Source organism: Streptomyces sp. NPDC093097 (assembly GCF_044754325.1).
Taxonomy (GTDB): domain Bacteria; phylum Actinomycetota; class Actinomycetes; order Streptomycetales; family Streptomycetaceae; genus Streptomyces.
On record NZ_JBIVOW010000005.1, the window covers coordinates 212,631 to 237,555 of the forward strand.

24 protein-coding genes and 1 pseudogene are annotated in these 24,925 nt (G+C 70.2%); 15 read left to right on the forward strand and 10 right to left on the reverse strand.

The window, feature by feature from the left end; translation table 11 throughout:
* The first annotated feature begins 575 nt into the window (after positions 1-575).
* Positions 576-1,352 carry a CPBP family intramembrane glutamic endopeptidase gene (locus ACIQE0_RS11025; RefSeq protein WP_402331055.1) on the forward strand — a complete coding sequence of 259 codons (777 nt, stop codon included), beginning with the start codon at positions 576-578 and terminating at the stop codon, positions 1,350-1,352.
* Here ACIQE0_RS11025 and ACIQE0_RS11030 read toward each other — a convergent pair.
* From ACIQE0_RS11030 to ACIQE0_RS11040, 3 genes and pseudogenes are all read right to left on the reverse strand, one after another.
* Positions 1,342-1,535 (reverse strand): annotated as a pseudogene (locus tag ACIQE0_RS11030) (oxidoreductase); the annotation flags it as partial. The gene ACIQE0_RS11025 and the pseudogene ACIQE0_RS11030 overlap by 11 nt on opposite strands.
* 25 nt (positions 1,536-1,560) lie before the next feature.
* Positions 1,561-2,682 (reverse strand): hypothetical protein, encoded by a 1,122-nt coding sequence (locus ACIQE0_RS11035; protein WP_402330713.1) that lies wholly within the window; start codon positions 2,680-2,682, stop codon positions 1,561-1,563.
* Positions 2,683-2,968: 286 nt separating this feature from the next.
* Positions 2,969-4,243, reverse strand: a complete 1,275-nt coding sequence (locus ACIQE0_RS11040) for a cytochrome P450 (protein ID WP_402330715.1) — start codon at positions 4,241-4,243, stop codon at positions 2,969-2,971.
* A 657-nt stretch (positions 4,244-4,900) separates the two neighbouring features.
* Between ACIQE0_RS11040 and ACIQE0_RS11045 the strand changes: the two genes are divergently transcribed.
* The 6 genes from ACIQE0_RS11045 to ACIQE0_RS11070 all read left to right on the forward strand — a co-directional run bounded on the left by ACIQE0_RS11045 (position 4,901) and on the right by ACIQE0_RS11070 (position 11,470).
* The gene (locus ACIQE0_RS11045) at positions 4,901-6,472 is read left to right on the forward strand and encodes a sensor histidine kinase (RefSeq protein ID WP_402330716.1); all 1,572 of its coding nucleotides are present in this window, start codon (positions 4,901-4,903) and stop codon (positions 6,470-6,472) included.
* Positions 6,469-7,146: a response regulator gene (locus tag ACIQE0_RS11050; RefSeq protein ID WP_402330718.1), complete on the forward strand. Its 678-nt coding sequence runs from the start codon at positions 6,469-6,471 to the stop codon at positions 7,144-7,146. The genes ACIQE0_RS11045 and ACIQE0_RS11050 overlap by 4 nt, the downstream gene beginning before the upstream one ends.
* 232 nt (positions 7,147-7,378) lie before the next feature.
* Positions 7,379-8,155: an ABC transporter ATP-binding protein gene (locus ACIQE0_RS11055; protein ID WP_402330720.1), complete on the forward strand. Its 777-nt coding sequence runs from the start codon at positions 7,379-7,381 to the stop codon at positions 8,153-8,155.
* A 51-nt stretch (positions 8,156-8,206) separates the two neighbouring features.
* On the forward strand, positions 8,207-10,774 hold the full coding sequence (locus ACIQE0_RS11060) for an ABC transporter permease (protein WP_402330722.1): 2,568 nt from the start codon (positions 8,207-8,209) through the stop codon (positions 10,772-10,774).
* 167 nt (positions 10,775-10,941) lie between these two features.
* A complete protein-coding gene (locus tag ACIQE0_RS11065) occupies positions 10,942-11,229 on the forward strand; it encodes a hypothetical protein (protein WP_402330724.1) in 288 nt (95 codons plus the stop codon).
* A gap of 16 nt (positions 11,230-11,245) precedes the next feature.
* Positions 11,246-11,470, forward strand: a complete 225-nt coding sequence (locus tag ACIQE0_RS11070; protein WP_402330726.1) for a hypothetical protein — start codon at positions 11,246-11,248, stop codon at positions 11,468-11,470.
* 365 nt (positions 11,471-11,835) lie between these two features.
* Here ACIQE0_RS11070 and ACIQE0_RS11075 read toward each other — a convergent pair whose 3' ends face one another.
* The gene (locus tag ACIQE0_RS11075) at positions 11,836-12,444 is read right to left on the reverse strand and encodes a TetR/AcrR family transcriptional regulator (RefSeq protein ID WP_402330728.1); all 609 of its coding nucleotides are present in this window, start codon (positions 12,442-12,444) and stop codon (positions 11,836-11,838) included.
* Between the two features lie 159 nt (positions 12,445-12,603).
* On the opposite strand from ACIQE0_RS11075, the gene ACIQE0_RS11080 reads away from it, so the two are divergent.
* A complete protein-coding gene (locus ACIQE0_RS11080) occupies positions 12,604-13,317 on the forward strand; it encodes an SDR family NAD(P)-dependent oxidoreductase (protein ID WP_402330730.1) in 714 nt (237 codons plus the stop codon).
* A gap of 230 nt (positions 13,318-13,547) precedes the next feature.
* Here ACIQE0_RS11080 and ACIQE0_RS11085 read toward each other — a convergent pair whose 3' ends face one another.
* Positions 13,548-14,882, reverse strand: a complete 1,335-nt coding sequence (locus ACIQE0_RS11085; RefSeq protein ID WP_402330732.1) for an alpha/beta fold hydrolase — start codon at positions 14,880-14,882, stop codon at positions 13,548-13,550.
* Between the two features lie 68 nt (positions 14,883-14,950).
* Between ACIQE0_RS11085 and ACIQE0_RS11090 the strand changes: the two genes are divergently transcribed.
* Together ACIQE0_RS11090 and ACIQE0_RS11095 are read left to right on the forward strand one after the other, a co-directional pair.
* Entirely contained in the window at positions 14,951-15,568 is a 618-nt protein-coding gene (locus tag ACIQE0_RS11090) for a TetR/AcrR family transcriptional regulator (RefSeq protein WP_402330734.1), read from the forward strand.
* A gap of 303 nt (positions 15,569-15,871) precedes the next feature.
* Positions 15,872-16,345 (forward strand): nuclear transport factor 2 family protein, encoded by a 474-nt coding sequence (locus ACIQE0_RS11095; protein ID WP_402330736.1) that lies wholly within the window; start codon positions 15,872-15,874, stop codon positions 16,343-16,345.
* A gap of 200 nt (positions 16,346-16,545) precedes the next feature.
* Here ACIQE0_RS11095 and ACIQE0_RS11100 read toward each other — a convergent pair whose 3' ends face one another.
* Both ACIQE0_RS11100 and ACIQE0_RS11105 read right to left on the reverse strand, forming a co-directional pair.
* Complete coding sequence (locus ACIQE0_RS11100; protein ID WP_402330738.1) at positions 16,546-17,397, reverse strand: putative RNA methyltransferase; 852 nt, start codon at positions 17,395-17,397, stop codon at positions 16,546-16,548.
* Between the two features lie 459 nt (positions 17,398-17,856).
* Positions 17,857-18,426: a TetR/AcrR family transcriptional regulator gene (locus tag ACIQE0_RS11105; protein WP_402330740.1), complete on the reverse strand. Its 570-nt coding sequence runs from the start codon at positions 18,424-18,426 to the stop codon at positions 17,857-17,859.
* Positions 18,427-18,496: 70 nt separating this feature from the next.
* On the opposite strand from ACIQE0_RS11105, the gene ACIQE0_RS11110 reads away from it, so the two are divergent.
* The 4 genes from ACIQE0_RS11110 (at position 18,497) to ACIQE0_RS11125 (ending at position 22,464) form a co-directional block, all read left to right on the forward strand.
* Positions 18,497-19,402, forward strand: a complete 906-nt coding sequence (locus ACIQE0_RS11110; protein WP_402330742.1) for an NADP-dependent oxidoreductase — start codon at positions 18,497-18,499, stop codon at positions 19,400-19,402.
* An 89-nt stretch (positions 19,403-19,491) separates the two neighbouring features.
* A complete protein-coding gene (locus ACIQE0_RS11115) occupies positions 19,492-20,616 on the forward strand; it encodes an FAD-dependent oxidoreductase (protein WP_402330744.1) in 1,125 nt (374 codons plus the stop codon).
* Positions 20,617-20,684: 68 nt separating this feature from the next.
* Positions 20,685-21,611, forward strand: a complete 927-nt coding sequence (locus ACIQE0_RS11120; RefSeq protein ID WP_402330746.1) for an NADP-dependent oxidoreductase — start codon at positions 20,685-20,687, stop codon at positions 21,609-21,611.
* 391 nt (positions 21,612-22,002) lie between these two features.
* Positions 22,003-22,464: a hypothetical protein gene (locus tag ACIQE0_RS11125; RefSeq protein WP_402330747.1), complete on the forward strand. Its 462-nt coding sequence runs from the start codon at positions 22,003-22,005 to the stop codon at positions 22,462-22,464.
* 57 nt (positions 22,465-22,521) lie between these two features.
* On the opposite strand, the gene ACIQE0_RS11130 is transcribed toward ACIQE0_RS11125, so the two are convergent.
* Together ACIQE0_RS11130 and ACIQE0_RS11135 are read right to left on the reverse strand one after the other, a co-directional pair.
* Complete coding sequence (locus ACIQE0_RS11130) at positions 22,522-22,653, reverse strand: hypothetical protein (RefSeq protein WP_402330749.1); 132 nt, start codon at positions 22,651-22,653, stop codon at positions 22,522-22,524.
* A gap of 71 nt (positions 22,654-22,724) precedes the next feature.
* Positions 22,725-23,267, reverse strand: coding sequence for a class I SAM-dependent DNA methyltransferase (locus tag ACIQE0_RS11135; RefSeq protein ID WP_402330751.1), 543 nt, complete (start codon positions 23,265-23,267; stop codon positions 22,725-22,727).
* A gap of 336 nt (positions 23,268-23,603) precedes the next feature.
* Here ACIQE0_RS11135 and ACIQE0_RS11140 point away from each other — a divergent pair, with 336 nt between their 5' ends.
* Positions 23,604-24,086, forward strand: coding sequence for a hypothetical protein (locus ACIQE0_RS11140; protein ID WP_366335655.1), 483 nt, complete (start codon positions 23,604-23,606; stop codon positions 24,084-24,086).
* Positions 24,087-24,268: 182 nt separating this feature from the next.
* On the opposite strand, the gene ACIQE0_RS11145 is transcribed toward ACIQE0_RS11140, so the two are convergent.
* Positions 24,269-24,721 (reverse strand): BlaI/MecI/CopY family transcriptional regulator, encoded by a 453-nt coding sequence (locus ACIQE0_RS11145; protein ID WP_366335727.1) that lies wholly within the window; start codon positions 24,719-24,721, stop codon positions 24,269-24,271.
* Positions 24,722-24,925: the final 204 nt, after the last annotated feature.

Consider the following 24,925-nt stretch of genomic DNA (forward strand, 5'->3'; position numbering starts at 1 on the left):
TGCACCGTCCTAGATGCACCCAGGTCAGCTCTCGCAGAGCCTCTGTCAGGTGAGAGCCTGGCCGAGGAGGTCTCGGGGGCGGCCGTCAAGGGACTGGTGGAGGGCTTCGGCCCTGGACCGGATCAAGCCCACCAGTACCAAGGCCGCACTAGCCCGCTTCACCCCGTCACCGGCACGGCCACCCCCCGCCACGCCGGCCACCGGGCTGCCCACACCGCACCCGATCCGCCGGGAACATCCCGATCCGCCGGGAACGTCCCGCTTCGCGGCACGTTCCCGGAAACCAGTACGAACTCCTACGAACCAACCCCGCCAGGGTTGACGAAACAGATAGGGGCACCCCCCGCGTCCAGCGGCCGCATGGTCGTCGGGCAAGCTGTGACCTTGCATGTCGGTGGTGCCCCTCCTTGGCGATGAACAAGGAAAAAGGGGAACCACGCCATCGCCGATGATGGCCGTCCTTCGAGTTGTCGCACCTGATCTTCGTACCTGCATTCGAGACCATGGCGGGACGGTGAGGGGGGTGGGACGTGAACGCACAACTCAAGGCAGGTGTACAGGTGGAGGCAATATACATGGTCGATCCTCTTTCTCAGGAAACGGATTCACGGCGGATCCTGCGGTCCGAAACGGCATTGGTACTGGCCCTCTCGCTGGGGGCCAGCGGAGTGTCTGCCCTGATCAGTTTTGTCGGATCACTGACGAAACCAGGGGGACTGAAGGAACAGGTCGCAACGATCAACGGCTCGTACGCGCCGGGGCGTCCATGGCTGGATCTGACCTGGCAGCTCTTCAATATCGCTACGGTCCTGGTGCCTGTCGCGCTCGTCGCCCATCTGTTGATCAGGGAAGGCGCTGGGCTTCGCGCCATCGGCTTCGACCGGAGCCGGCCGTGGCCGGATCTGGGTCGCGGCACGGCGGTCGCGGCGGGGATCGGCAGTGCCGGGCTCGCCTTCTATCTGGTGGCGCGGGCCACCGGTTTCAATCTCACCGTGGTTCCGGAATCACTCCCCGATGTGTGGTGGAAGTTTCCCGTCCTGATCCTGTCCGCGCTCCAGAACTCCGTGCTCGAGGAAGTGATCGTCGTCGGGTATCTGCTGCGCCGGCTCGGGCAGTTGGGGTGGTCGCCGATGGCCGCCCTGGCGGCGAGTTCGGTGCTGCGCGGCTCGTACCACCTGTATCAGGGGATCGGCGGCTTCATCGGCAACGTGGTGATGGGTGTGGTCTTCGTGCTGCTGTACCGGCGTTGGGGGCGCGTCGGCCCGCTGGTGGCCGCACACACGCTGCTCGACATCGGGGCGTTCGTCGGATACGCGCTGCTGGCGGGGAAGGTGGGGTGGCCTATGCCGTGAGCAGCTCACCGTCGATCACCGTCACGGCTATGCCGTCAGCAGCGTACGGTCACCGCGCAGCGAGGTGCGGACCAGACCGGGCCGTGCGGACGCCTGCAGTCCGGTCAGCTTGTCACGGCCGAAGCGGGCCGACCAGAAGGGGGCCAAGGCGGTGTGGGCACTGCCGGTGACCGGGGCCTCGTCGCCCGCTGCCCAGCCCCCTGCCTGGCTACGGCCGGGCGTGGGCGGCGGCATCCGTGCCTCGTGCCTTGGGCAGAGTGATGCCCTGGGCCTGAGCGGCCTGCCCCGGGCGCAACGTCCATGGAACAGAGCCCGTTTCTGCCAGCCACTCATTCGCCAGCAGACGCTTCACGACAAAGCCCCGCAGCGGACCTTTCAGGTCCCAGCCCAAGCCCGAGCACAGCTGGGCGTACGAGGGGCCGTGTCCGTGCTCGCCCCGAAAGGCCACAGTGAACTCGGCCGCCAGCCGGCCGCGGTCCGGGTGCATGTCCTTCCACGCGCCGTAGGCGGCCCTGACGTCCTTGGAGAAGAACTGAGGGCGACTGGGATCCATGAACGCCTGCGCGACCCGCTCCGGAGGCCGAGCGCACACGGCGCAGTACTCAACGGCCTCAACGTGCCGTCGCAGCGCAGGGCTGGCCGGGCTCTTCCATCGCGTCCATGCATCTGCGCTGAACCGGAACCTCGGAGTTGAAGCGGGTACGGCCTTGCTTTCGCCCTTCGGGGGCTCCGCCGCCTTGTCCTCTTCGGTGGGAGGGCGCATGCCCGACAAGTGGCGCACTGCGCCATCGAGGCGGAAGCGGTCCGCGCACAGCTCAGCAAGGAAGCCCTTACACAGGAGGTCGGGCAAGGTGGCCCGGCAGGCTGCGGGAAGATCGGGCGGAATCTGTCCGACAAGCTTGGACGTGCTGTGTGGGGCGAGGAACAGACCGGCCAGCCGTGCGGCGGGAGGGAGCTTCTTGACCGGCTTGGCGGACAAGGCCCGTGTGGTCCATCCGGACACCCGTGAGCGGGTGTTCTTCCCAAAGGCCAGAGGGGGGTCCGTCTCCTGGGCCAGGCCGGGGACGGTGATGGGGACCGGCGTTGCAGGATCGCCGTCGAAGAGCGAATCGTTCACCTGCCAGCCCAGGCCGCGAAGGGTATCAACGGCTCCGCGTGCATCCTCCAGCCGCAAAGCGGACAGGTCCGTCCCAGTGAGGTTGCCGACACCGCCATGTGCAGCCCGGATGGCCACCACCACAGCGACGAGCTGCGCTTCGGGGCCGGGCAGGTCCAGCGAGACCACGTAGCTCAACAATGTGCGCGCCGCCTCACCTTGACTGGAAGTCAAGAGGAAAGGCAACTGCTGAGGCTTGCCGACCAGGGCAGCGCTGGAGCTGGATGCAGACTGTGGCACGACACACCCAACGCGTATCGCAGACCAGGGTTACCACCTACACCCCGTCTGGAGCAGACGGCCACTGAGGAGCTTGCCTTACTTGCCAGAACAGCTTCTAGCCGGTGTACCTGCACTTTCGCTTGACAGCACTAGATAACCAGCGGTGGTTGGAGTGGGAGGCAGGTTGGCTGCGCCGATCGCGGGTGGAGACAGCCCGTCACCGAAAGCAGGACCGCCCTCAGCTGCGCAAGGTGGCACGCAGGCGCAAGCCGTCGGTTGCCAGCCCTCCGAAGGTGGTGAGCCGGTAGCCGGGTTCCGGTCCGGGCGGCTCGCTCACGTGGTAGCAGCGGGCGGTCTGCGCAGTCAGGAGCGTCAGCACCGCCATGGCCAGAGCGGCCCCCTCGCAGCCATGCGGCCCGGTACCGAAGGAGAGGAAGACCCCGGGTTTCGCTGACGAGCCCGAATCGTCGAGCCAGCGTTCGGGCTGGAACCGGTCCGGCTCGGAGTATTCCCGTGCGTCGCGGTGACTGGTGTAGGGGCAGACGAGGACGGTGGACCCGGCGTCGATGGTGTAGCCGGCGAGCTGAGTCCGTCGCGTGGCGCGCCGGGTCAGCAGCCAGCTCGGAGGGTGCAGCCTGAGCACCTCGCGCACCAGTGCCTGGGTGTATTGCAGGCTGTCGAGGTGGCTGCTGGTCGTTGCGGCCGGGTCCGCGGGCAGCACGGCGGCCTCGGCCGCGACGCGGTCCGCTGCCTGGGGATACCGGGCCAGGTCGAGCAGGATCCATCCGGCCGCCCGGGAAGGAGTCTCGAAGGTGGCGACGGTGATTCCGGGGAGAGAGTCGAGGATGGCCTCTTCCGGCAGCAGGCCGTAGCGGGCGGAGGGCCGGAGCATCTGCCCCAGCACGTCATCACCGAGCCGGCCCGAGGAACGGCGCCGGAGGATGACGGACCGCAGCGCATCGGTGAAGGCGACTTGCTGCCGGGTGCGGAACCGCCGTGCCGGTGTGGGGACCCAGCGCGGCCATACCCAGCGTGAGGGCTGTACGAGCACCTCCCGCGCCAGGAAGAGCTGTGGGGCAAAGGGCAGCAGGGTGGGAGCGTCTTCGGAGAAGACGTAGCGCACGCCGACCTCTGCCAGGGCCTGCCGGACCGGGGGCAGAATCTCGACGTCCTGCCCCGTGGGCCACTGGTCGGCAAACCGAGCGGTCCCGGGTGCGATCTCACCGATCCGGGCCGCAACCGCATGCGGGCGTAGTCCGCGCATGCGGGCGGCGTGAGCGTGCGCGCGCTCTTCAGGCGTCGGCGCTCCGCTCGACCGCTTCAACGGCGGGAAGAGCGGCGAGGGTACTTTGAGGAAGTCCTGCGCGCGGCACAGGACCGTTTCACACGGCCCGGCCGTAGCAGCGACGTAGACACCCGGCTCCAGCTGCCATACGTCCCCGCACTCGTCAGCGCCGCGGCGCGCCAGTGCCAGCCGGTCGCGGTTCCAGGCTGCGAAGCCGCCTTCGGGCAACCGCGGCGGCTCCTTCCTGCGGTCCATGAGAGCGTCCCTGACTCCCGCACCTGGCCAGGCCCATATCGTCGGCAGCGCGGCCGGGAGCCGGCGGGCGCCCGAGGGCGCCCGAGGCAGTGCGGTCAGGTCCAGTCGTGTTCCCCGTACGCACCGTAGTGGCGGGTGAAGGAAAGCTTGCTGAGCAGCCTGGCAATCATGATGCGCTCCTCTTGCCTGTCTTCAGCACCAAGCGCCATATGTTCCATGTTTCCACAGATGCCGTGGGCGGCATTCCGGAGTCGCGGGGCCGACTGCGGCGGGTATCGCCCGGTGACGGTGCGGCCGACGAAGGCCCCATGGCTGCGGCAGCATGGCCAGTTCAGGCGAGGTCCGGGAGCCAGTCGCCTCGCTTCGGCTCGGCTCGCCGCCGCATGGTCGCAGCCCTCGGCTCGTCCAGGGGCGGAGCACGACTGCCCGGCGAGGGCGGCCAGACATGTGTGGGCCTCTGTCTAAAGGCAGAGGCCCGGATCGGTCCTGAGGTCCACGCCTCCTCCCCCGGGGCGATCGATACTGGGCGATGTGTTGCTCATCAGCCGTTTCCGTCAGGGTGCCCGCCCCGGGCCGGATGCTCCGGCGCGTCCGGGAGGGGTTCGTCGGGTCGTTGCGGAGACGGCCGGTGTGGCGGTGGCCGCACTGGGTCTGTGGGCAGTCGCCCTGCGGCTGTGGCATCTGCCGCACGCCGGATTCCAGTTGGGCGTGGTCCCGATCGCCGTCGCGCTCTTCCCGCTGCGGCGGCGCCGGCCCGGTGCCGTGCTCCTCGTCCTCGCCGTCCTTACCGGGCTGGCGGCCGTCATCGGCCCGGTGACGGCCGCCGCCGCGTACACGGTGGCGCTCGGTACGGTCCGTCCGCGCCATCGCGCCCGGCTGCTCGGCGGCGCGAGTCTGCTCCTCATGGCGTCCGCGACCGCGACCGGCCCCTCACTCGGCGCCGGCACGGCCGTATACGGCGTGGAGCTCGGGCTGGTGCTGGCGGTGACCGCCGTGGTGGTACCCGGCCTGGTCGGGACGGTGTACGGACAGCAGACCCGGCTGCTGCGCGCACTGCGCGAACGCGGGGACGCGGCCGAGCGGGCCCGCCGGTCCGCGGACAGCGAGGCCCGCACCCACGAGCGGGCCCGGATCGCCGCCGAGATGCACGACCTGGTCGGCCATCGGCTCAGCCTCATCTCCCTGCACGCCGGCGGCCTGGAACTCGCCCTCGGCCAGGCCGACTCCGAACTCCGCGAGGAGGCCGTCCTGGTCCGGCGCACCACCCGGGACGCGATGCGCGAACTGCGGCAGACGCTCGGGGTGCTCGGTCCGCTCGGCCGGGACACCGGACCGGATGCGCTCACCGACGCCACCGGCACCCGGGCCGATGTCGAGGCCCTGGTCGCGGAGTCCCGCGACGGCGGGATCGCCGTACGGCTGGAGTGGAGCGGTTCCGACCTCGACGTCCGCCCGGCACAGGTGCGGCGCGCGGTGCATCGGGTGGTGCGGGAGGGGCTGACGAACGTGCACCGGTACGCGGCGGCCGCCCATGTCACCGTGCGGGTCGAGCACGACGAGCGGACGGTACGCGTCACGGTCCGCAACGGCGCGTCGACGGCGACACCGGCCGAGGCCGGGACCGGGCGCGGCCTGCCGGGCCTGCGGGAACGGGTCGAGCTGCTCGGCGGCACCTTCGAGGCCGGCGCGCTGCCGTCCGGCGGGTTCCAGGTGGTCGCGGCGATCCCGACGGAGCCGGCCGAGGCCGTCACGAGGAGATCGGCCGCAGGCGACATCGCGGCCTCCCCACGAGGCGGGGTGGACGATGGCGCGGTGGCGCTGCCACGCGCCCCGCGAACCGCCAGGGCGTGGACGTTCGTCCTCGGTGCGGCGGCCCTGTGGGTGCTGATGACGCTCGCGATCGGCCTGGTCCACAGCCAGCCGAGGAGCACGGTCCGGCCTCCGGAGCCGCGCCTGGGCATGGCGTACCAGGACCTGCCGGGGATCTTCGACAGTCCGGCCGAGCGCGCCGCGGCCACCGGACACGAACCGCCGCGCCCCGCCGGCACGGTGGGCTGTGTCTACCCCCAGGCCGGTCGCGGCCCCCGGCCCGGCGTCTTCGCCCTCACGCGCTACTGCTTCAACGCCGCACAGCGCCTCATCTCCATCGACCGCTTCACCGTCCCGTCCGTACGGGACGCCCCGCCCTGGGAGAACCGATGACCCGGCCCACCGCGCCGATCCGTGTCCTGCTCGCCGACGACGAGGCGATGATCCGGCACGGGGTCCGCCTGATCCTGCGCCATGCCGAGGGCATCGACGTGGTCGCCGAGGCCGCAGACGGCCGTACGGCGGTCGAGGAGGCCGCCGCGCACCATCCGGATGTGGCGCTGGTGGACATCCGGATGCCGGTGTGCGACGGGCTGGCCGCGATCGCGCCGCTGCTCGCCCTCGACCCCGCGCCGCGCGTGGTGATGCTGACGACCTTCGGCGACGACGACAACGTGGTGCGGGCGCTGCGGGAGGGCGCGGCCGGGTTCCTGCTGAAGGACGAGGGGCCGCAGGAGTTGATCAGCGCGGTACGGGCGGCCGCCGCCGGCGACGCGGTGCTCTCGCCGGGCGTGACCGGGGCGGTGGTCTCCCGGATGCTGCGTTCCAACGCCCCGCAGAACGCCGGGAGTTCGCCGGCGGACGAGCGGATCGCCCGGCTCACCGGCCGGGAGCGGGAGGTCCTGGCGATGCTCGGTCAGGGCATGTCGAACCAGGACATCGCCGGGCGGCTGGGCATCGGGGTCGGCACGGTGAAGACCCACGTGGGCGCCATCCTGGACAAGACCGGTTCGGCGAGCCGCGTCCAGGCCGCGCTGCTGGCGCACCGCACCGGCCTGGCCTCCTGACGCAGCCGCCCGGGCACAGGCGGCCCTCCCGCTCTGTCGCCTCCCCCAAGGCAGAGGCCCCCCGGCCGGATCTCTGACCTCCGACAGAGAGCGGCCGGCCGGTGCTGGACCTTCGACAGAGGCCAACTCCCGCCTCCAGAACGACGTTTGCACAGTTCAGGGCCGTGAGGATGGATCCGTCCCCGACTCGCGGCACTCCTGGCGAGTCGTTGCATCCCAGGCGGAGTTCTTCATGACACATGCGTCCCCTTCCTCCAGCACACCCCTCGCCGAGCCGGCCGCCCGCGCGTCCGGCCTGGCCAAGACGTACGGCACGGGCGAGACCCGGGTCACCGCACTGGACGCGGTGACCGTGGAGTTCGCACGGGGCCGGTTCACCGCCGTCATGGGCCCCTCCGGCTCCGGCAAGTCCACGCTGATGCACTGCATGGCCGGCCTGGAACCGGTCACCTCCGGCTCGGCCCGGATCGGCGGCGTCGAACTGTCCGCCCTGAACGACCGACAGCTCACCGAACTACGGCGGGAGAAGGTCGGCTTCGTCTTCCAGGGCTTCAACCTGCTGCCCACCCTGACCGCGCTGGAGAACATCACCCTGCCGCTGCGGCTGGCCGGCCGGCGGCCCGAGCAGGCGTGGCTGGACACCGTCGTCGCCACCGTCGGCCTCGCGGGACGGCTTGCGCACCGCCCGGCCCAGCTCTCCGGCGGCCAGCAGCAGCGCGTGGCCGTGGCCCGTGCCCTGATCTCCCGGCCGGAGATCGTCTTCGCCGACGAGCCGACCGGCAACCTCGACTCCCGCTCCGGTGCGGAGGTACTGGGCTTCCTGCGCGACTCGGTGCGGGAACTGGGCCAGACCGCGGTGATGGTGACCCACGACCCGGTGGCCGCCGCCTACGCGGACCGGGTGGTCTTCCTCGCCGACGGCCGGCTCGTGGACGAGCTGAACGACCCGACCGCCGACGCCGTCCTCGACCGGATGCTCGCGTTCGAGGCCCAGGGCCGCGCCTCCTGACCGAATCCGTCAGCCCGCCGTCGTCCTTCTCTCCCCCGTCGAAAGCTCACCATGCTGCGAACAGCCCTGCGCAACGTCCTTGCGCACAAGGCCCGTCTGCTCATGACCGTGCTCGCGGTCTGCCTCGGCGTCGGATTCATCTCCGGCTCCCTGGTCTTCGCCGACTCCACCACCGCCGCCCACCGCGCCGCCATGTCCCGGAGCTACGCGGACATCGCCGTGAGCGTGACGCCGCAATACCGTCCGGGCGCCCCCGCCGGCGAGCAGTACGGCGCACTGGACGACACCCTGGTACACAAGCTGTCCACCCTCCCCGGCGTCGCCTCCGCCCGCCCGGCCGCGAACGGTTCGGTCACCCTGTCCGCCAAGGACGGCACACCGATGCGGGCCGACAGCATGAGCGGAAAGTTCGGTGTCTCCTACCTTCCGGGCCCCGACGGCAAGGACAGCCGCTACCCGCTGACGGCCGGCCGCGCCCCCCGCAACGGCGGTGAGCTGGCACTGGACCGCGGCACCGCGGCGGCCGCCGGCTACGCACTGGGCGACACCGTCACCCTCGCCACGGACAGACCGGTCCTCAAGCTGCGCCTGGTGGGCCTGGTGACCACCACGGACAGCCGGGTGAACGCCGGCGGCACCCTGGCGGTGTTCGACAAGGCCACCGCCCAGAGGCTGTTCGCCGCCCCGGGGCACTACAACCAGATCGATCTGACCGCCGTGCCAGGCACCGGCCAGCCCCAACTCGCCGACCAGGTCAGCGCCGTCCTGCCCCCCGACCGCGCCGAGGCCACCACCGGTACCGCCCAGGCCGACCAGCAGTCCGTCTTCATCAACGCCACGACCCACAGCTACGAGCGGCTGCCCCTGCTCTTCGCCGCCGTCTCGCTGTTCATCGGCAGCTTCCTCGTCATCAACACCTTCACCATGCTCGTGGCACGCCGCCGCCGCGAGATCGCCCTGCTGCGGGCGATCGGCGCCACCCGCCGCCAGGTGGTCCGCTCGGTTCTCGCCGAGGCGGCCCTGGTCGGTCTCGCCGCGTCCGTTCTCGGCTTCCTGCTGGGGCTGGGAGTGGCCACGGTGCTGCCGAGCGTGCTGGACACCTCCGGCGACCGGCTGCCCGGCGGGCCACTGGTGATCCGCCCGACCACGATCCTCGCCGCGCTCGCCGTGGGCGTCGGCGTCACCGTGCTCTCCGCCTGGCTGCCGACGCGCCGCGCGGCACGGATCGCCCCGATCGAGGCGATGCGCACGGCCGAGCAGCCGGCGTCCGCCACGGTCTCCCGCATCCGCGGCCTCATCGGCCTGGCCCTGATCATCCTGGGCACGGGGCTGCTGTTCTCGCTGAGCGACGCGACCAGCGCCACCGACGACAACCTGCAGACCGCCATGTTCGGGGCCGGCATCCTCGTGGTCGGCCTGATCGTGCTGGCCCCCCTGCTCGCCGGCCCGGTCATCCGCCTCCTCGGCCGGCTCACCGCCCGCATCGGCATCGTGGGCGAGCTCGCCCGCGAGAACACCCTGCGCGCCCCCCGCCGTACCGCCGCCACCGCCGCCACCCTGGTGATCAGCACCGCGCTGGTCTCCGGTCTCGCAGTCATCGACCAGTCCGCCCGTCAGGCCCTGGACGCCCAGGCAGCCGCCGGACTGAGCGCCGACTACGTCATCAGCACCCGCAACACCACCACCGCCATCGACGCCGGCGCCGTCGGGCGCGTCGCCGACGTGCCCGGTGTGCGGACCGCCTCCGCCGTGGCCGACTCCACCCTCAGTGCGGGCCCCACCATCAAGTCGATCTCCGGGGCCGACCCGAAGACCGTGGACGACGTGATGAAGCTCAGCTTCCGCAGCGGTTCCGCCAAGGACCTCGGCCCCGGCAGGATCGCCGTCTCCGACAGCTTCGCCCGCGACCACCGCGTCACCACGGGCGAGCAGATCCAGGCGAGCATCGGCCCCGGAACCGGCGACCGCGACAAGCCCTACACCGTCGTCGGCGTCTACCAGGACAACCCCACCGCCCAGGACGTCCTCGGCTACCGCACCGAGGTGCAACAACACAGCTACCTGCGCGACTCCGTACAGCGCATCCTGGTCCGCACCACCGACGGCGCGGTCTCCGCGGACCTGGAGAAGCAGCTGCGCGCCGCCGTGAGCAACAGCCCGCTGCTGAAGGTCCAAAACCGCGCCCAACTCGTCCAGGAGCAGGCCGGTGTCGCCGGCGACCTGATGACCATGGTGTTCGGGCTGCTCGCCATCGGCGTACTGATCTCCGCCCTCGGCATGGTCAACACCCTTGCCATGTCGGTCTCGGAACGCACCCGTGAGATCGGTGTCCTGCGCGCCATCGGCATGGACCGCTCCGGCATCCGCCGCATGATCCTCCTGGAGGCCGTCTGCGTCGCCGCCTTCGGCACCCTGCTCGGACTGGCCGGCGGGCTGTTCGGCGCATGGAAGGTCAGCGGACTGGCCAACGGCGCGATCCCGCAGTACTCCTTCTCGCCGCCCTGGCCCACCCTGGCCCTCGTGGTCCTGCTCTCCCTCGCCGTCGGCGCGGCCGCGGCCGCCCTGCCCGCCCGACGGGCCGCCGCCCTGAGCCCCCTGCGGGCCGTCGCCGACGCCTGACGCGGCTCCCGCGACATGCCGCCCGCCGCCCTTGCCCGTCACCGCCGGGACCGTCGGACGCCATACCGAGCGACACATGCGGACGACATTTGTCGGATCGAGATACCTTTCACCGATTCGACTGAAGAAGATTCCCCTGCCCCCGCGGAAATGGAATGCTCCTCGCCATGGCAGTCACACACCGCTCGGGCCCCAGAGCAACTCAGCAACCGGGTAAGCCCGCGTTCTGGAACTTGTGGTACAACAACCAGCCGGTCGTTCAGGCAACCACCTTCAACCGGTTCGAAGTCGCCCTCGTCAATTTCAGCGACAACGGCACCCGCGTCGAAGTCACCGAGCACAAATCCGCGTTCAACCTCGACCGGCCCGATGGGATTTCACATTCCTGGGACCTCACGTTGCAGGTGACGAACGGCACGGCCGACTTCATCTTCAACTCCATCCAGGTCGACTGACGAAAGGCCGGCACTCATGCGCGTCCACGTAGCCTACGAGCAGGACGGCAGCATCGTCGCGCTCGCGGAAATCGAAGAGAATCCGACCGGCGGTATCGCCTGCCGGCCACTCCCCGGAGACGGCCAGAGCGTGGCCGAGGCGGAGGTGCCCGGAGAATTCACCGACCTCCCCCTGTCCCAACTACTGAAGAATCTCCGCGTGTCAGAAAGGCCGGAGGGCGTACAGCTCATCTCCACCTAGCGTCGCGGAACGACGAACAGCCCCCGTCCCGAGGAAAGTCGGGAAACGGGGGCTGTCTTGCGTCCCGCCGCCGTCCAAGTGACGCGACATCCGACCGCGCCTGCCAATACACCAGCCGTGAATTCACCTACGCCGCCCGCGCGTTCGGCATCTACCTATCGGAGGGCCGCACCGGCCAGCACTGGGACAATGCACTCGCCGAGTCCTTCTTCACAGCAACCTCGGCCACCGCAGCCCCGCCGAGCACAAAGCCGTCCTCTCGGCATCACCACCACACCAATGGCGTCCGTCAAAGCGGGACAAGCTCAGGCAGCGGATGCGCCCGGTCTCCGTCCACGGCTTCCGGGCTGGTCGGCCGCTGCGGGTCAGCCGCGCACCGCAGCCATGCACTCGTCGTACAGGTCCATGATTTCACCCTCGCCGCCGTTGGCGACCCAAGCCATCGATGCGGCATCCAGGCATGCGAACGCCGTCGCGATCACCGCGCGGGCCTTCACGCCCTCTTTGCCGGTAGCCGCGCCTATACGGGGCTCGATGAGCGGCAGCAGGTTCTCCTGGAACCGCAGTCGCTTTTCGAGCCAACCGGCGCGCAGCGAGGCGGTGTTGTGCAGGAGGCGGAACCGCTCCAGGGCCTGCTCTCGGCTGTCGTGCAAGGCCAGTACGGCGGCAACCCCTGCGCGCAGGGCCTCCCAGACACCGGCATCGGCGGGCTGTTCACCGATCGTGTCCATCAGGACCTGCCCGAACCGGTCCTGGCCGCCGCCGAGCAGGTCCTCCTTGCCGCCGAAGTAGCGGAAGAGGGTGCGCTGGGAGACGCCGGCCTCTCGGGCGATCTGGGCGATGGTCGTCTCGTCGTAGCCCTGCTCGGTGAACAGGCGCAGCGCCGTCTTGAGGATCTCTTGGGAAGCCAGCTGCCGTGTCCGGTCCCACAGCGTGGCCGGTGCGTCCGTTGCTGACTTGGCTTCCTGCTTCATGTCACCAGGCTAGCCCAGCACTGCCAGGTCGACAGTCACCTCACCCTTGGCAGTCGCTGCCAAACTGTCGTACGGTGCCAGGAGTGGTGGCGCGGCTCTGCCCACTGCCCCGCGGGCAGAGCCGCTCACCTCGCCCAGAAGTACGCAAAGGAGCGCATCATGCCTGCACCTACAGCTTTGATCACCGGTGGAACCAGCGGCATCGGCAAGGCGACCGCCGAACTACTCCACTCCCGCGGCTACCGCGTCATGGTCACCGGCATCGGCGAGGTCGCCGACGCCGGACTTCCCGAAGGCGTCACGGCTGTCCGGGCCGACGCACGGTCCCTGCCGGACCTCGACCAGGCGATGGACCAGGCGCGCCGGCAACTCGGCTCCCTCGACCTGCTCTTCCTCAACGCGGGCATCTCCCGCCCCGGCCCGATCGAATCAACCGACGAAGACGCCTTCGACGCCCTGTTCGACATCAACGTCAAGGGAAACTTCTTCACCCTGCAAAAGGCGCTGCCGCTCCTCAACGAGGGCGCCTCGGTCGTGTTCACCGTGGGCGCCGCCGAAGGGCTCGGGGCCGCGATGACAGCGGCCAAGGGCGCCCTGCTGCCCCTCATGCGGTCCCTCGCGCTCGAACTCGCCCCCCGCCGCATCCGCGTCAACGCGGTCAGCCCGGGAATCACCAACACTCCCGTCTACAGCAAGCTGGGCATCTCCCAGGAAATGATCGACTCCTGGGCCCGGGACGTCCCGCTCGGCCGCATCGGCGCTCCCGCCGACATCGCCGAAGCCGTGGCCTTCCTCGCCTCGGACGCCGCCGGTTACATCACCGGCGACAACCTCACCGTCTCCGGCGGCATCGGTGTCCATTCCAACGCCTGACGCGTAATTCGGCTCTGAACCCGGAAGGTTCACCGGGTCCGATGCTCAGGCCGCGGCCCCGGCGAGCCGACGGCCCGTGCGGAAGCGGGCCCCGCCAACGGCATCGTCTACGTCCCCGTCACCCACGGAGGCATGCTGCGCGACACCACCCGCGAACTCCGTTCACCCGTCCCCGACTTCACGACCGTCGGCGTCCAACCAGCCGTTACCGGTGACGGGCCGCAACGCCTTCATTTGTGGTCGCGCAGGAAGGCAGGGATCTCGCCGCGGGTCGGGTAGTTCGGCAGGGGCGCCGGCTTGTTCTGAAGGAACGCGGTGATGACAGCGGCGGCTCGGTCGTTGTTGTCGTCGAGGCCGTTCCACATGTGGTGTCCGACTCCGGGCATGTACTGCGTGCGCTGGATGGCGGGGTCATCGGCAAGGACGGTGGTTTCCCACTGACGGACCTGGGAGGAGCACTCGGCGATCATCAGCATCGCGGGCGTCCGGGACTGCCTCAGCAGCGGTGCCCTGGAGGGCGAGTCCTTGACCGTCTGCTGGACGCGGAGGCTGGCGGCGGAACTGAAGGAGAAGTTCTGTGCGGTGTCCTCGGCGGGGATGCGGTGCGCGTCGCGCGCGCAGTAGGCGGATGCGGTGTCGCCGCCGAGGTCTGCGGCAGTGAAGGCGTTGTCACCCTCGGCCTGTCCGACCAGTCCGTTCTCGGGGGTGAGGAGCCCGAGTCGCATGAGACCGAACGCCACGGCGTACCGGGGGACTTGCGTCGATCGCGGTCCGGTCATGTCCGGCGCGAGGCCCTTTGCGGACTTTCGTCCCTGGTGCCCGGCGATGCGCGCGGTGGGGCCGTCCATGGGACCGGGCTCGGCGATGATCGCCCGGTGCACGTGTGCGGCGACGCCCGGATCGGCCAGGGCTCGGGTGAGCACCGCCCCGCCCGAGGAGAATCCGAGGATGTCGACCTTGCCCTTGCCCAGGCGGTCGACGAAGGCGGCGAGGTCGCGGACCGATCTGGAGATCGTGTACTGGCCCATGGGGAGCAGGCCGCTTCGTCCGCCACCGGCCTGTTCGTAGGTGTAGACGTCGTAGCCCTGGCGTGCCAGGAGTTGCAGGAAACGGTGGTCGAGCACCGAGATGCCACGGACCGGTCCGCCGTTGAGGTACACGAACGGGAGGGGATGTCGGGCGCCTGCGTTCGCGGGCGGGTAGTGGTACACCGCTACCCGGCTGCCGGTGGCCAGGCTCCAGTGCTGCGTGGCCACGAACGGCAGGGCGGGCGGGTAGCGCCGGGCCGTCGGCACAGTCGGGACGCAGACCGCCGCCGTCAGTGCCGCCGCGACAACCACCGGCAGGAACGACACCAGCCGCGCCGGCCAAGTGCGGCGCCGCCCCCGCCACATCGCGAGAACAGCCCCGACTCCAAGCGTCGTCAACCATGCGGCGAGCCCCGAGCCCGCCCCGTCCGTGAGGACGATCAGCGCGAGAAAGACGACGCCCAGCGTGGCGACGGCGGCAAGGGCCAGCAGTAAACGTCCGGTGAGGCGGACGAGTCGTATGGCGGACGTGGGCACGGCGGACCTCCGACAGTTTCGGAACGTTGTTTCAAAACGACGTTATCAGAGCGGGTAAGCTGCTGGCCGTGGGTAGGCCGAGAACAAACGACGAGACCGTCAAAGAGCGGCTTGTGGTGTGCGCGACCGAGATGCTCGCCACCCGTCCGCGGGAGTCGGTCACGGTCCGCGCCGTGGCCGCTGCTGCCGAGGCGTCGACGACGGCGGTGTACTCCCTCTTCGGCGGCAAGGACGGGCTGATCGGTGCGGTGCGCGACAGGGCCGTCGCCGGCCTGTTCCAGGAACTGTCGGCGGTGCGGTCCTCCGCGGACCCGCTCACCGACCTCTACGCGCTCGCCGTCGCCTACCGCAGTTGGGGACGCGGACACCGCCACCTGTACACCGTGCTGTTCGGCGGTGTGCAGTCCTTCGACCCGTCAGGAGAGGCCGGCGCCAGTGACCCGATCCGTCCGCTCCTCGCGGCGATCGACCGCGCCTTGACGGCGTCCGTCCTCGACGGCGAAGCAACGTCGATCGCCCTGTCGATCTGGGCCACCCTGCACGGGCTCGTGACGCTCGAACTGGCCGGGGCCCTCGACGCCGCCACGACCGAGGCCGCATTCCACTCGACGATGCACGCCACGCTGCGCGGATGGGCAACCCCCGCCGCCTTCCACACCCTTCGCCAAGCCGAACTCGCTCCTTGACAGGATCAGGACCGGCCCGGCGTCAAGGAATTCGTGGCTGCCCGCGGACCGCGACTGCTGAAGAGTCTCCGCGTGTCAGAGAGTCCTGAGGGCGTACGACTCATCTCCGCCCAGTGTCGCGGAACGACGAACAGCCCCCGACCCGACGACAGTTGGGAATCAGTGGGCCGATCTCGCGCCCCGTCGCCGTTCAGTACTCCGGCTATAGATCGTGATCGCCGATCACAAGCGGCGCGCTCACAGCCTCGTTGCCATCATGGGCAGCACAATCCGATGATCGCCCCTCATGCTGGGAGACAGCCAGTGTCGCCATCCTCCGCCGTGCCCGCCGACTTGGTAGCGAGCTACCGAGCTGTCGAGAACCTGCTCGCACGTTACGCAGAGCTCGTGGACGACGGCGATTTCGCAGGGCTCGGTCTCCTGCTGGGGGACGCCACGTTCGTCGGTAGCGGCACGCCGGTGAGCGGCAGGGAAGCAATCGAGAAGATGTTCCAGGACACCCTGATCGTCTACGCCGACGGCACGCCACGAACCCAGCACGTCACCTCCAATATCGCCATCGAGGTCGAGGAACAGACCGGCACGGCGGTCGCACGTTCCTACGTCACCGTGCTGCAGGCACTGCCCGACCTGCCGCTGCAGCCCATCGCCGCCGGTCGGTACCGCGACCGCTTCGAACGCCGCGACGGGCAGTGGCGTTTCGTCGAGCGGCACGTCGACATCCGCCTCGTCGGCGAGGTGAGTCGCCACCTGCGGCAGACTGCCGCACGACGATAGGTCCTCCCCGAAGCGCAGGGAGGTGGCCGGTACGTACGCGACGGCGGCGACGGGCTCTGCCTGCGCCTCGGTGTCGAAGGAGATGCGGTAGCCGCGCGCAACCGGCCTTCACCCCAAGGCAATTCCGACCGGATGTCGGGTGCCTGCGGCCCTCGACCCACCCCTCTCGTCGATCAACAGGCGCAGGCACCCTGTCGTGATCACCGAGGCTGGTAGGCGGTGACCAGCACAGAGACAGTGACCCGGTCGGATAGGGGGCCATCGCTCCTCGGATCCGCACGGCTCACGTGGCGTGCGCTCGGCGTCATCCCCACCAGGTCCAGCGCCTCCGGCCCGACCAACTCCACGGGATACTCCACCAGTTCGGTGACGACGGACGAGAAGCAGGGGTCCATCGCCCGGTGCAAGCGCTGTTCCTTGGCGGGGTCGATGGCGACCATCCCAGGCACCCGGCCGCGCAGCTCGGCCAGGTGCCGCTCAGTGGGACGGACCACGATCAGCCGACCGGACGGCCGGAGTATGCGGTGGAACTCGGCTGGATTGCGCGGCGCGAAGACGTCCAACACCACATCGGCCACCTCACCGGCCAGTGGGAAGGGACGGAAGACATCCCAGGTCGCCGCGGCGGCTCGGTCATGGGCTCGGGCCGCCGAGCGCACCGCGCGCCCCGATGTGTCCAGGCCCAGACCACGGGCGCCGGGCAACTGGCCGAGAACACCGGCCAGGTAGTAGCCCGTACCGCACCCGACGTCCACGACCGTGCCCCGCTCAGGCACGGAGTCGGCCGCCAGCCGGGCCACGGCCTGGCGGATGGGCGCGTACCTGCCGGTGGCCAGGAAGCGGTCCCGGGCCTGGACCATGGCCGCGTCGTCGCCGCTGGTGGCGCGGGCGCCGGTCAGCAGGCTGGCGTAGCCGTGGCGGGCGATGTCGAAGGTGTGGCCCGCCGGACAGCGCAGTGCGCCGCGGTCAGGGCGCAGACGGCGGGTGCGGCACGTCGGGCAGCGCAGCACGTCGAGGAACAGTTTCAGGGCAGGGGGAAGCAACACGGGCACGAGGCACTCCGGGCAGGGCTGAAGGGAAGAGACCGTGCCTGTACGCGCGCTCAGAAGGTCACTGCCTCAGGAAGGAACGGGCAGTGCCAGGAAGGTGGTTCGCGCGGCAGGCACACCAAGGAGGGCGACGTCGTTCGACATCGCCCTCAGCGCCTTCCTCTCACAGGAAGCAGTAGTGCGGGGTGCTCAGAAATGCCATGCCTGGAGTTTACAAAGCCGCGCCGAGGCCCTTCATGCCCGTCGGCGTCGAGAGACACGGCCTGGCGGCGTCGGAGAGCGCCCACCGGCTCCTGGACGGTGAGATCACGACACCCACTGCGGCTGCTGACGTCACACCGCCGACAGTGGATCGCCAACTTCCGCGTAGCGCCGCCTTCCTGAGCCGCACCACGGGGCACTGATGCGTTTTACGCGCCGTCGGCTGCGGCCGGCCGGGCCCTGGCCGCTGCTCGCAGAAGGTCAGGCGGCTTCCCAGGCCGCCTCGATCATCCGGAAGATCTCGTCCACGGCGGCCTGCGGGTCGTCCGCCTCGCGGGCCACCGCGTAGGCGTCGATCACGAACCGCGCGATCGCCCGGCACGCGGTGGTGGCCGGTGGCAGGCCGAGGTCGGCGGCGATGGCGGTGGCCAGGGATTCCGCGTGACGCAACCGCATCGACTCCTCGTACTCCCGCAGGGCGGGGGTTGCGTCGATCATCTGCCAGATCGGGGCGCTGCTGTCCGCCGTGCAGTGGCGCACCAGGTCCTGGGTCTCGCGGCGCAGTGCGGGGACGAGCGGCTCGCCGGGGGCCCGGTCGGTGGCCGCCCGGATGAGGCGTCGCTCGAAGTCCTGGTCCTGCTCGAAGACCAGGGCCTCCTTCGAGGCGAAGTGGGAGAAGAGCGTGGTGACGGCCACGTCGGCCTCGGCGGCGATGTCACGGATGCCCACCGCGTCGTACCCGCGTTCCAGGAAGAGCCGCAGGGCGGTGTCGGCGATCTTCTGGCGGGTCGCGGCCTTCTTGCGTTCGCGGCGTCCGGTGGGCTCGGTCATGGCCTGACACTACCAAATGCAAATCCGTAACCGTTCCGGAAAGCTAATGGTTAGTGTTACGGTCGGCGGCATGAAGAAGGTGAGCTACGCCGAGTTCGGCGGTCCTGACGTCCTGCACCTCGCCGACGCCGAGGAGCCCCACGCGGGCCCCGGCCAGATACGCATCGCCGTACGGGCGGCGGGAGTCAACCCCGTCGACTGGCGGATCCGCGAAGGCCAGTTCCAGAAGACCCGCCCGGTCGAGCTGCCCGCCGGGGTCGGGCAGGACGCGGCCGGGGTGGTGGACGAGATCGGTGCGGGTGTCGAAGGGGTCGAGGTCGGCGACCGCGTGCTCGGGCGAGGGTCGAGTACGTATGCCGAGTTCGCCGTGCTGGCGGCCTGGGCCCCGGTGCCCGAGGGGTTGTCGTTCGAGGAGGCGGCCGGTTACCCCTCCGTGGTGGAGACCGCGCTGCGCATCATGCGCCAGGCCGGTGTGCAGCCGGGGCAGACGCTGCTGGTCAGCGGCGCCTCCGGGGGTGTCGGGTCGGCGGTGCTGCAGATCGCCCGCGACCGCGGCATCACGGTGATCGGCACGGCCGGGGCCGCGAACCAGGACTACCTGCGCGGCCTGGGCGCCCTCGCCACGACGTACGGCGAGGGCTGGGTCGAGCGGGTACGGCGGCTCGGTCGGGTCGACGCGGCCCTCGACCTGGCAGGGGCGGGCGTCATCCGCGAACTCGTCGAACTGACCGGGGATCCGCAGCGGGTGGTCTCCATCGCCGACCTCGGCGCGCCGGAGTTCGGTGCCCGGTACTCCGGCGTGACCGGGAACGTGCCGCAAGCCCTCGCCGAGGCCGTCGACCTCCTCGCGCGGGGAAAGCTCCACATCCCGGTCGAGAAGGCGTACCCACTCGCCGAAGCCGCGGCGGCACACATCGACAGCCGGGCCGGTCACACGCGCGGACGCCGGGTCATCGTCGTCCGAGCCGATTCCTGAGCAGGCGCCGCGGCCCGGCAAGCCGCCTGCCTTCCTTCCAGCGCGCCTGCCCGGCCCACCCGGCAGGCGCGCGTCACGCAAGGAGCCCCATGCGCACTCCTGTCACGATCATCGGCGCCGGACTCGGCGGCCTCGTACTGGCCCGCGTCCTGCACCTCCACGGCATCCCGGTCACGGTCTACGAGTCGGATTCCTCCCCGACGGCGCGTTCGCAGGGCGGGATGCTGGACATCCACGACCGCAACGGCCAACTCGCCCTCCAGGCCGCCGGCTTGATGGACGAGTTCCGCGCCCTCGTCCTGGAAGGCCGCCAGGCGATACGGCTCCTGGACCGCAACGGAACCGTCCTCTTCGACCAGGCCGACGACGGCACCGGCACAAGCCCCGAAGTGCAGCGCGGCGAGCTGCGGCAGATCCTGCTGGACGCACTCCCCGACGGCACCGTCCGATGGGGCCACCGGGCCACCGCCGTCCACGCTCTCGGCGCGGGCCGCCACGAGGTGGCCTTCGCAGACGGCGCCGCCGTCGTCACGAACCTGCTGGTCGGCGCGGACGGCGCGTGGTCACGAGTCCGCCCGCTGCTGTCCGACGCCACACCCGCATACGTCGGCCGGTCCTTCGTCGAGACCTGCCTGCGCGACGCCGGCGCCCGGCACCCGGCCACCGCGAAAGCGGTCGGCGGCGGGACGCTCGTCGCGCTCGACCCGGACGAGAACGGCAAATGGCTCGTGGCGCACCGGGAGAAGGGCGGCACCCTCCACGCCTACATCACCCTGACCAAACCGCAGGACTGGTTCGCCACCATCGATTTCACCGATGCCGCCGCGGCCGCCGCGCGGATCGCCGACGAGTACGACGGCTGGGCACCGGAACTCACCGCCCTGATCACCGCCGGCGACACCGCACCGGTCCTGCGCCCCCTCCACGCCCTGCCGGTCGGGCACCGCTGGGACCGGGTGCCGGGCGTGACCCTGCTCGGCGACGCCGCCCACCTCGCCACCCCCAACGGTGAAGGCGCCGGCCTGGCCATGCAGGACGGCGCCGAACTCGGCAAGGCCCTCGCCGCACACCCCGACGACGTCGAGACCGCCCTCACCGCATACGAGCAGGCGATGTTCCCCCGCGGCGCCGCGGCCGCCGCCGTGGTCGCCCACAACCCCACACCCCAACAGATGATCAATTTCTTCACCGCCCGAGAACAGGCAGGAATCTGACAGTGCCGCAGAGGCACGCGGCCGCAAGCTCTCCCGCCGAACTACTGCTGAATTTACGGAGGTTGTCCATGTTTGCCATGCAGTACCACCGCTACGGCGGTTCCGAAGTGCTCCGCTTGGAGGAGGTCGAAGCGCCGCACGCCGGGCCCGGTCAGGTCCGCATCGCGGTACGTGCCACCGGCGTCACCCCCGCTGACTGGTATCTGCGTTCAGGGATGCTGCGGGACATCGCCACCGTGGACTTCCCCCACATACCCGGCATGGATGCCGCGGGAATCGTCGACGAGGTGGGAGAGGGGGTGACCGGCACCGCGGTGGGAGATGCGGTCTTCGGCCTCGTCCCCGTCGCGGATCACGGAGGCGCCGCGGCCCAGTACGCCGTGCTGGAAGCCTGGGCACCCAAGCCCCAGTCATGGTCCTTCGAGGAAGCGGGAGGCGCCGCGGGCAACATCGACGCAGCCACACGTGGACTGACGGCCCTGGAAGCCGCCGAGGGCATGACCCTGCTGATCGAGGGTGCCGCCGGAGGCGTCGGCACCATTGCCGCACAACTCGCCCAGGCCCGCGGCCTCACCGTGATCGGCACCGCGAGCGCAACCAACCACGGCTTCCTCGACCGGCTCGGCGTCATCCCGGTCACCTACGGGGCAGGGCTGGCCGATCGCCTTGCCCCCCTGGCCCCGCACGGCGTCGACGTGGTTCTGGACGCGGCCGGCAAGGGCTCTCTTGCCGAGCTGGTGGCCCTCGTCGGCGACCCGCACCGCGTGGTGACCTTCGCGGACTTCGACGCCGACCGACACGGCGTGCGGTTCTCCCGCTCCCCGGCAGGAGTGTCGCCGGGCTGGGCAGGACTGCCATGGGCGGCCGATCTCGCCGACCACGGCCGCCTCACCGTCCCGCTGCACGCCGTGTTCCCGCTGAAGGAGACCGCCACGGCTCACGACGTCAGCGCCACCGGCCGCGCACGAGGCAAGATCGTCATCACCGTGCCCTGACAGCCACCGTGGACCTGGTCGCGCGGCGGCGCCGCAGCCGGGCTTTCCCTCGGACTGCGAGCCGTTTCTGCTGGTCAGCCCCCATCGATGGCTGGATGTGCGCACCCAGCCGGTGAATGTGAGACTGGAGCGGCGGACACCTGAATGAGGGGACCGGGGGCTGCCGCAGGCGCGCTTCTGCCCGGCAGCACGTGAGCGGCAACCGATGTGCCGTCTCACACGAGCCCCCCACCCCCGGCGGAGAGTGCACTGGGACCGGTGGACAGCAACGCCGCATGTGCGCGTCGGCCCCGTAAAGGGCCGAGCCTCCTCGCCGTCCCGGGTTCCCCGGGAAGTTCCGCGTAACCCCACGTCTCATGACGGCAGTTCCGGAGAGAAGGGCAAGGATTCCATGACTGCGAAACTCGCGCTCCTACAGGAAAACGCCGCGGTCGGCCACTACGGCGACGGTGGGCTGTACAGCTTCACACTCGATCTGCACCCCGTCCCGAACCACGGCGCCAAGGTCGATGAGAAGGATGTGGCTCACACCTTCGTGACCCCCACCGGGTGGAAGTGGGTGAAGTTCGCGGACACCTACTACTACGACCCCGTCAAACAGGAGACGCACGAGGAAGGACGCATCGACCCCGACACGCTGCACATCTCCGATGACGGAAAGACGTTGACCTTCAGTCGCGAGGTTCGCATCAACTCCAATGCGACCGACCACGGCTATCTCTGCTACAACCTGGGCGTCGCCCCCGACGAGGATGCCGACGCCGGGGTGAAGGAAGACGGCACCGCCTCCATCGGCCCGAAGGACGGATCGCTCGCGAAGCCGATCCCCGTGTACGGCATCATCGACAAGTAACCCAGCGGGTCGATCGACGGCGATGAGGGGTGCGGGCCCCGGGCGGGTCCGCACCCCTCACATCGTGAAGTCGTGGGCCCAGAGCCGGTGATGGGCGAAGCGTAGGACGCGGTCGCGGCCGGTGGTGACGAGCCGGGCGGCGGCGGTGAACAGGCGAAGCCGTAGGGGGCGGGCCTCATGAGCCCTCACCCGCCACGACCTGGACCGCTACGCCGCGGCCCACACTGACGTGAGACACCGCCTCGCCGACGGGCGGATTCTCAGGGCTTGCGGTGCACGGAAACGGCGTACTTTCCGCCCTCGTAGGGCTCTTGGTCCCAGGTCGCGTACCGGTTCTCCAGCACCAGACCCGCGGCAGCGCAGTGGGCGTCGTAGTCGTCCAGTGTGTAGCCGCGATCCAGGGAGAATCCCGCGATGAGGTGTCCGCCGGGACGGACGTGACCGGCCACCCCGGCCACCAGGGCCGCTTCCGTCCCCGGCGGGGTGAACAGCGGGACGTTGCCCGCCATGACCACCACATCGAACGTCGTCCCCAGATCAAGGCCGACCAGATCGCGCTGATGCCAGCCGATCCCGGGCGCCAGGCGGCGTGCGGTGGCGAGCATCGACGCGTCGACGTCCACGGCCTGCACGGCGATCCCATGGCGGGCCAGTTCGATGGCCACCCGTCCGGTGCCGCACCCCGCGTCGAGAACGGTGGCGGGCCCGAAGGAGCGGACCAGCGCCGCCTCGCCATGCACATCCCCGCCTTCGGAGGCGATGCGGTCGAACCGTGCCTGGTATTCGTCGCCGTTCCACGTCATACGGTCACTGTGGCACATGCCGCTCGGTGTGCAGGTGGCGGCCGCTGCCCACAGGCCGCGCGGCCCCGGTACCGAGCCTCCGGGCCGTGTGCCGCGGACGGGCTCGGGTGGGCAGCTTCGTGTCGACGGCACGGTCGGTCTCGATGCCTCGTGTCGCCGCGGCGGCAGGGGCCGTTCAGCCCCTGCCGAGGGGCGAGCGGACTGTGTTGACTGGTCCTCCGGGCCGCCCGACCCGCACTCTCCCAGGTCGTCAGTGGGCGGGCGGTCCTGTGCGGAACGCAACTGCAGCACGGGAACGAGCCAAGCGCGCCATAGGGCGGGGAAGCGAGTGGACGGATGATCGCGGTGGTGGGACACGCCAACCTGACCCCAGACACACTGGAGTTGGTGGAGACCGCGCTGCGGGAGCGTGTGCAGAGCCTCTCGAAGGGCGCGACGGGACTGGTACGCACCGGCGCCGGGCTCCCCGTGGTGTTCGGACGGGTGCTGCGCGACGTGGGGCGGCGACTGGTCCTGCTCCTCCCCGCGCAGGACTCGGTCCCGGCCATCGTGCCGCCCGGCGACCAGGTGGCGACCGGCGAGCTGCTGACCCTGGCCGAGCAGGTACAACTGCTGCCCTACGACCCGCTGAACCGGAACGCCTGCGTCAGTGCGGACGAACACCTGATCAGCACCTGTGGGCGGTTGCTGGCCGTCTGGGACGGTTCGCCGTCCGACGGTCGCGACGCCACCGCCCACCTGGTGGCATACGCCCGCACCCGCGGTATCCCGGTGGAGGTCGTCTGGCCTCCTGGCGCGGCCCGTGAAGAGGCCGCGTAAGCGCCGGTCCGCGGAGACGGAGTCTGACACACCGGCGGTGACGACGAGTGGGACTCCCCCGCCGGGACGGCCTGTCACCCGCCCGTCCGATGACCGGCAACGGGGACGGCCTTGCGATACAGCCCCCGGTGCGGCCTGGTGTGTCGGGCTCCGGAAGGGCCACAAGCAGGCCGTTGGCCAGGTCAGGGCCGGCGCTTCCTCTCGTCCGTCTCTGGTGGCGCTCCACCCGGGGTCTGCTCCCCCAAGCCTGCCTGGGGCGCCGCCCGTTCTCCCCCGGCTTCGGCCCGATCGTCCTCCGCTTCGGCCTGCTCGTCGATCTGCACCATCCGCAGGGCGTCGCGCAGGGCTTGCCGTTGTTCCGGCGACATCATGCCGAAGAAGGCCACCAGTGCGGCCGCGGGGTTGTCGCTGGCGGACCACGCTTCGTTCATCAGCGCGGCCGAATAGGCGGCGCGAGTGGAGACCGCCTTGTACCGATAGGCGCGGCCTTCCCTTTCGCGGCGGACCCAGCCCTTCTGATGGAGGTTGTCCAATACGGTCATGACCGTGGTGTAGGCGATCGACCGTTCCTTCTGGAGATCCTCCAGAACTTCTCGAACGGTGACCGGTCGATTCCACTCCCAGACCCGCGTCATCACCACGTCTTCCAGATCACCCAAAGGCCTTGGCACGCAAGAAGAATAATGGGAGACGGCTTCAATACGGGTCGATTTAAGTGCGTTTGGCCCGGAATAGAGTCGCGCGGCCGGGAATGGTCACCCGGACCGCGCCGAGCGGGCCGGCGGGCCGCTTGAGGGCGGTGGCAGTTCGCGCATGTCGACTGCCTGGTCGACCACGGC

Coding starts and splice junctions, on each gene's coding strand:
- ACIQE0_RS11025 (WP_402331055.1), top strand. CDS start 576: ATGGTCGATCCTCTTTCTCAGGAAACGGATTCACGGCGGATCCTGCGG.
- ACIQE0_RS11050 (WP_402330718.1), top strand. CDS start 6,469: ATGACCCGGCCCACCGCGCCGATCCGTGTCCTGCTCGCCGACGACGAG.
- ACIQE0_RS11055 (WP_402330720.1), top strand. CDS start 7,379: ATGACACATGCGTCCCCTTCCTCCAGCACACCCCTCGCCGAGCCGGCC.
- ACIQE0_RS11060 (WP_402330722.1), top strand. CDS start 8,207: ATGCTGCGAACAGCCCTGCGCAACGTCCTTGCGCACAAGGCCCGTCTG.
- ACIQE0_RS11065 (WP_402330724.1), top strand. CDS start 10,942: ATGGCAGTCACACACCGCTCGGGCCCCAGAGCAACTCAGCAACCGGGT.
- ACIQE0_RS11070 (WP_402330726.1), top strand. CDS start 11,246: ATGCGCGTCCACGTAGCCTACGAGCAGGACGGCAGCATCGTCGCGCTC.
- ACIQE0_RS11075 (WP_402330728.1), bottom strand. CDS start 12,444: ATGAAGCAGGAAGCCAAGTCAGCAACGGACGCACCGGCCACGCTGTGG.
- ACIQE0_RS11080 (WP_402330730.1), top strand. CDS start 12,604: ATGCCTGCACCTACAGCTTTGATCACCGGTGGAACCAGCGGCATCGGC.
- ACIQE0_RS11105 (WP_402330740.1), bottom strand. CDS start 18,426: ATGACCGAGCCCACCGGACGCCGCGAACGCAAGAAGGCCGCGACCCGC.
- ACIQE0_RS11110 (WP_402330742.1), top strand. CDS start 18,497: ATGAAGAAGGTGAGCTACGCCGAGTTCGGCGGTCCTGACGTCCTGCAC.
- ACIQE0_RS11115 (WP_402330744.1), top strand. CDS start 19,492: ATGCGCACTCCTGTCACGATCATCGGCGCCGGACTCGGCGGCCTCGTA.
- ACIQE0_RS11120 (WP_402330746.1), top strand. CDS start 20,685: ATGTTTGCCATGCAGTACCACCGCTACGGCGGTTCCGAAGTGCTCCGC.
- ACIQE0_RS11125 (WP_402330747.1), top strand. CDS start 22,003: ATGACTGCGAAACTCGCGCTCCTACAGGAAAACGCCGCGGTCGGCCAC.
- ACIQE0_RS11135 (WP_402330751.1), bottom strand. CDS start 23,267: ATGACGTGGAACGGCGACGAATACCAGGCACGGTTCGACCGCATCGCC.
- ACIQE0_RS11140 (WP_366335655.1), top strand. CDS start 23,604: ATGATCGCGGTGGTGGGACACGCCAACCTGACCCCAGACACACTGGAG.
- ACIQE0_RS11145 (WP_366335727.1), bottom strand. CDS start 24,721: ATGACGCGGGTCTGGGAGTGGAATCGACCGGTCACCGTTCGAGAAGTT.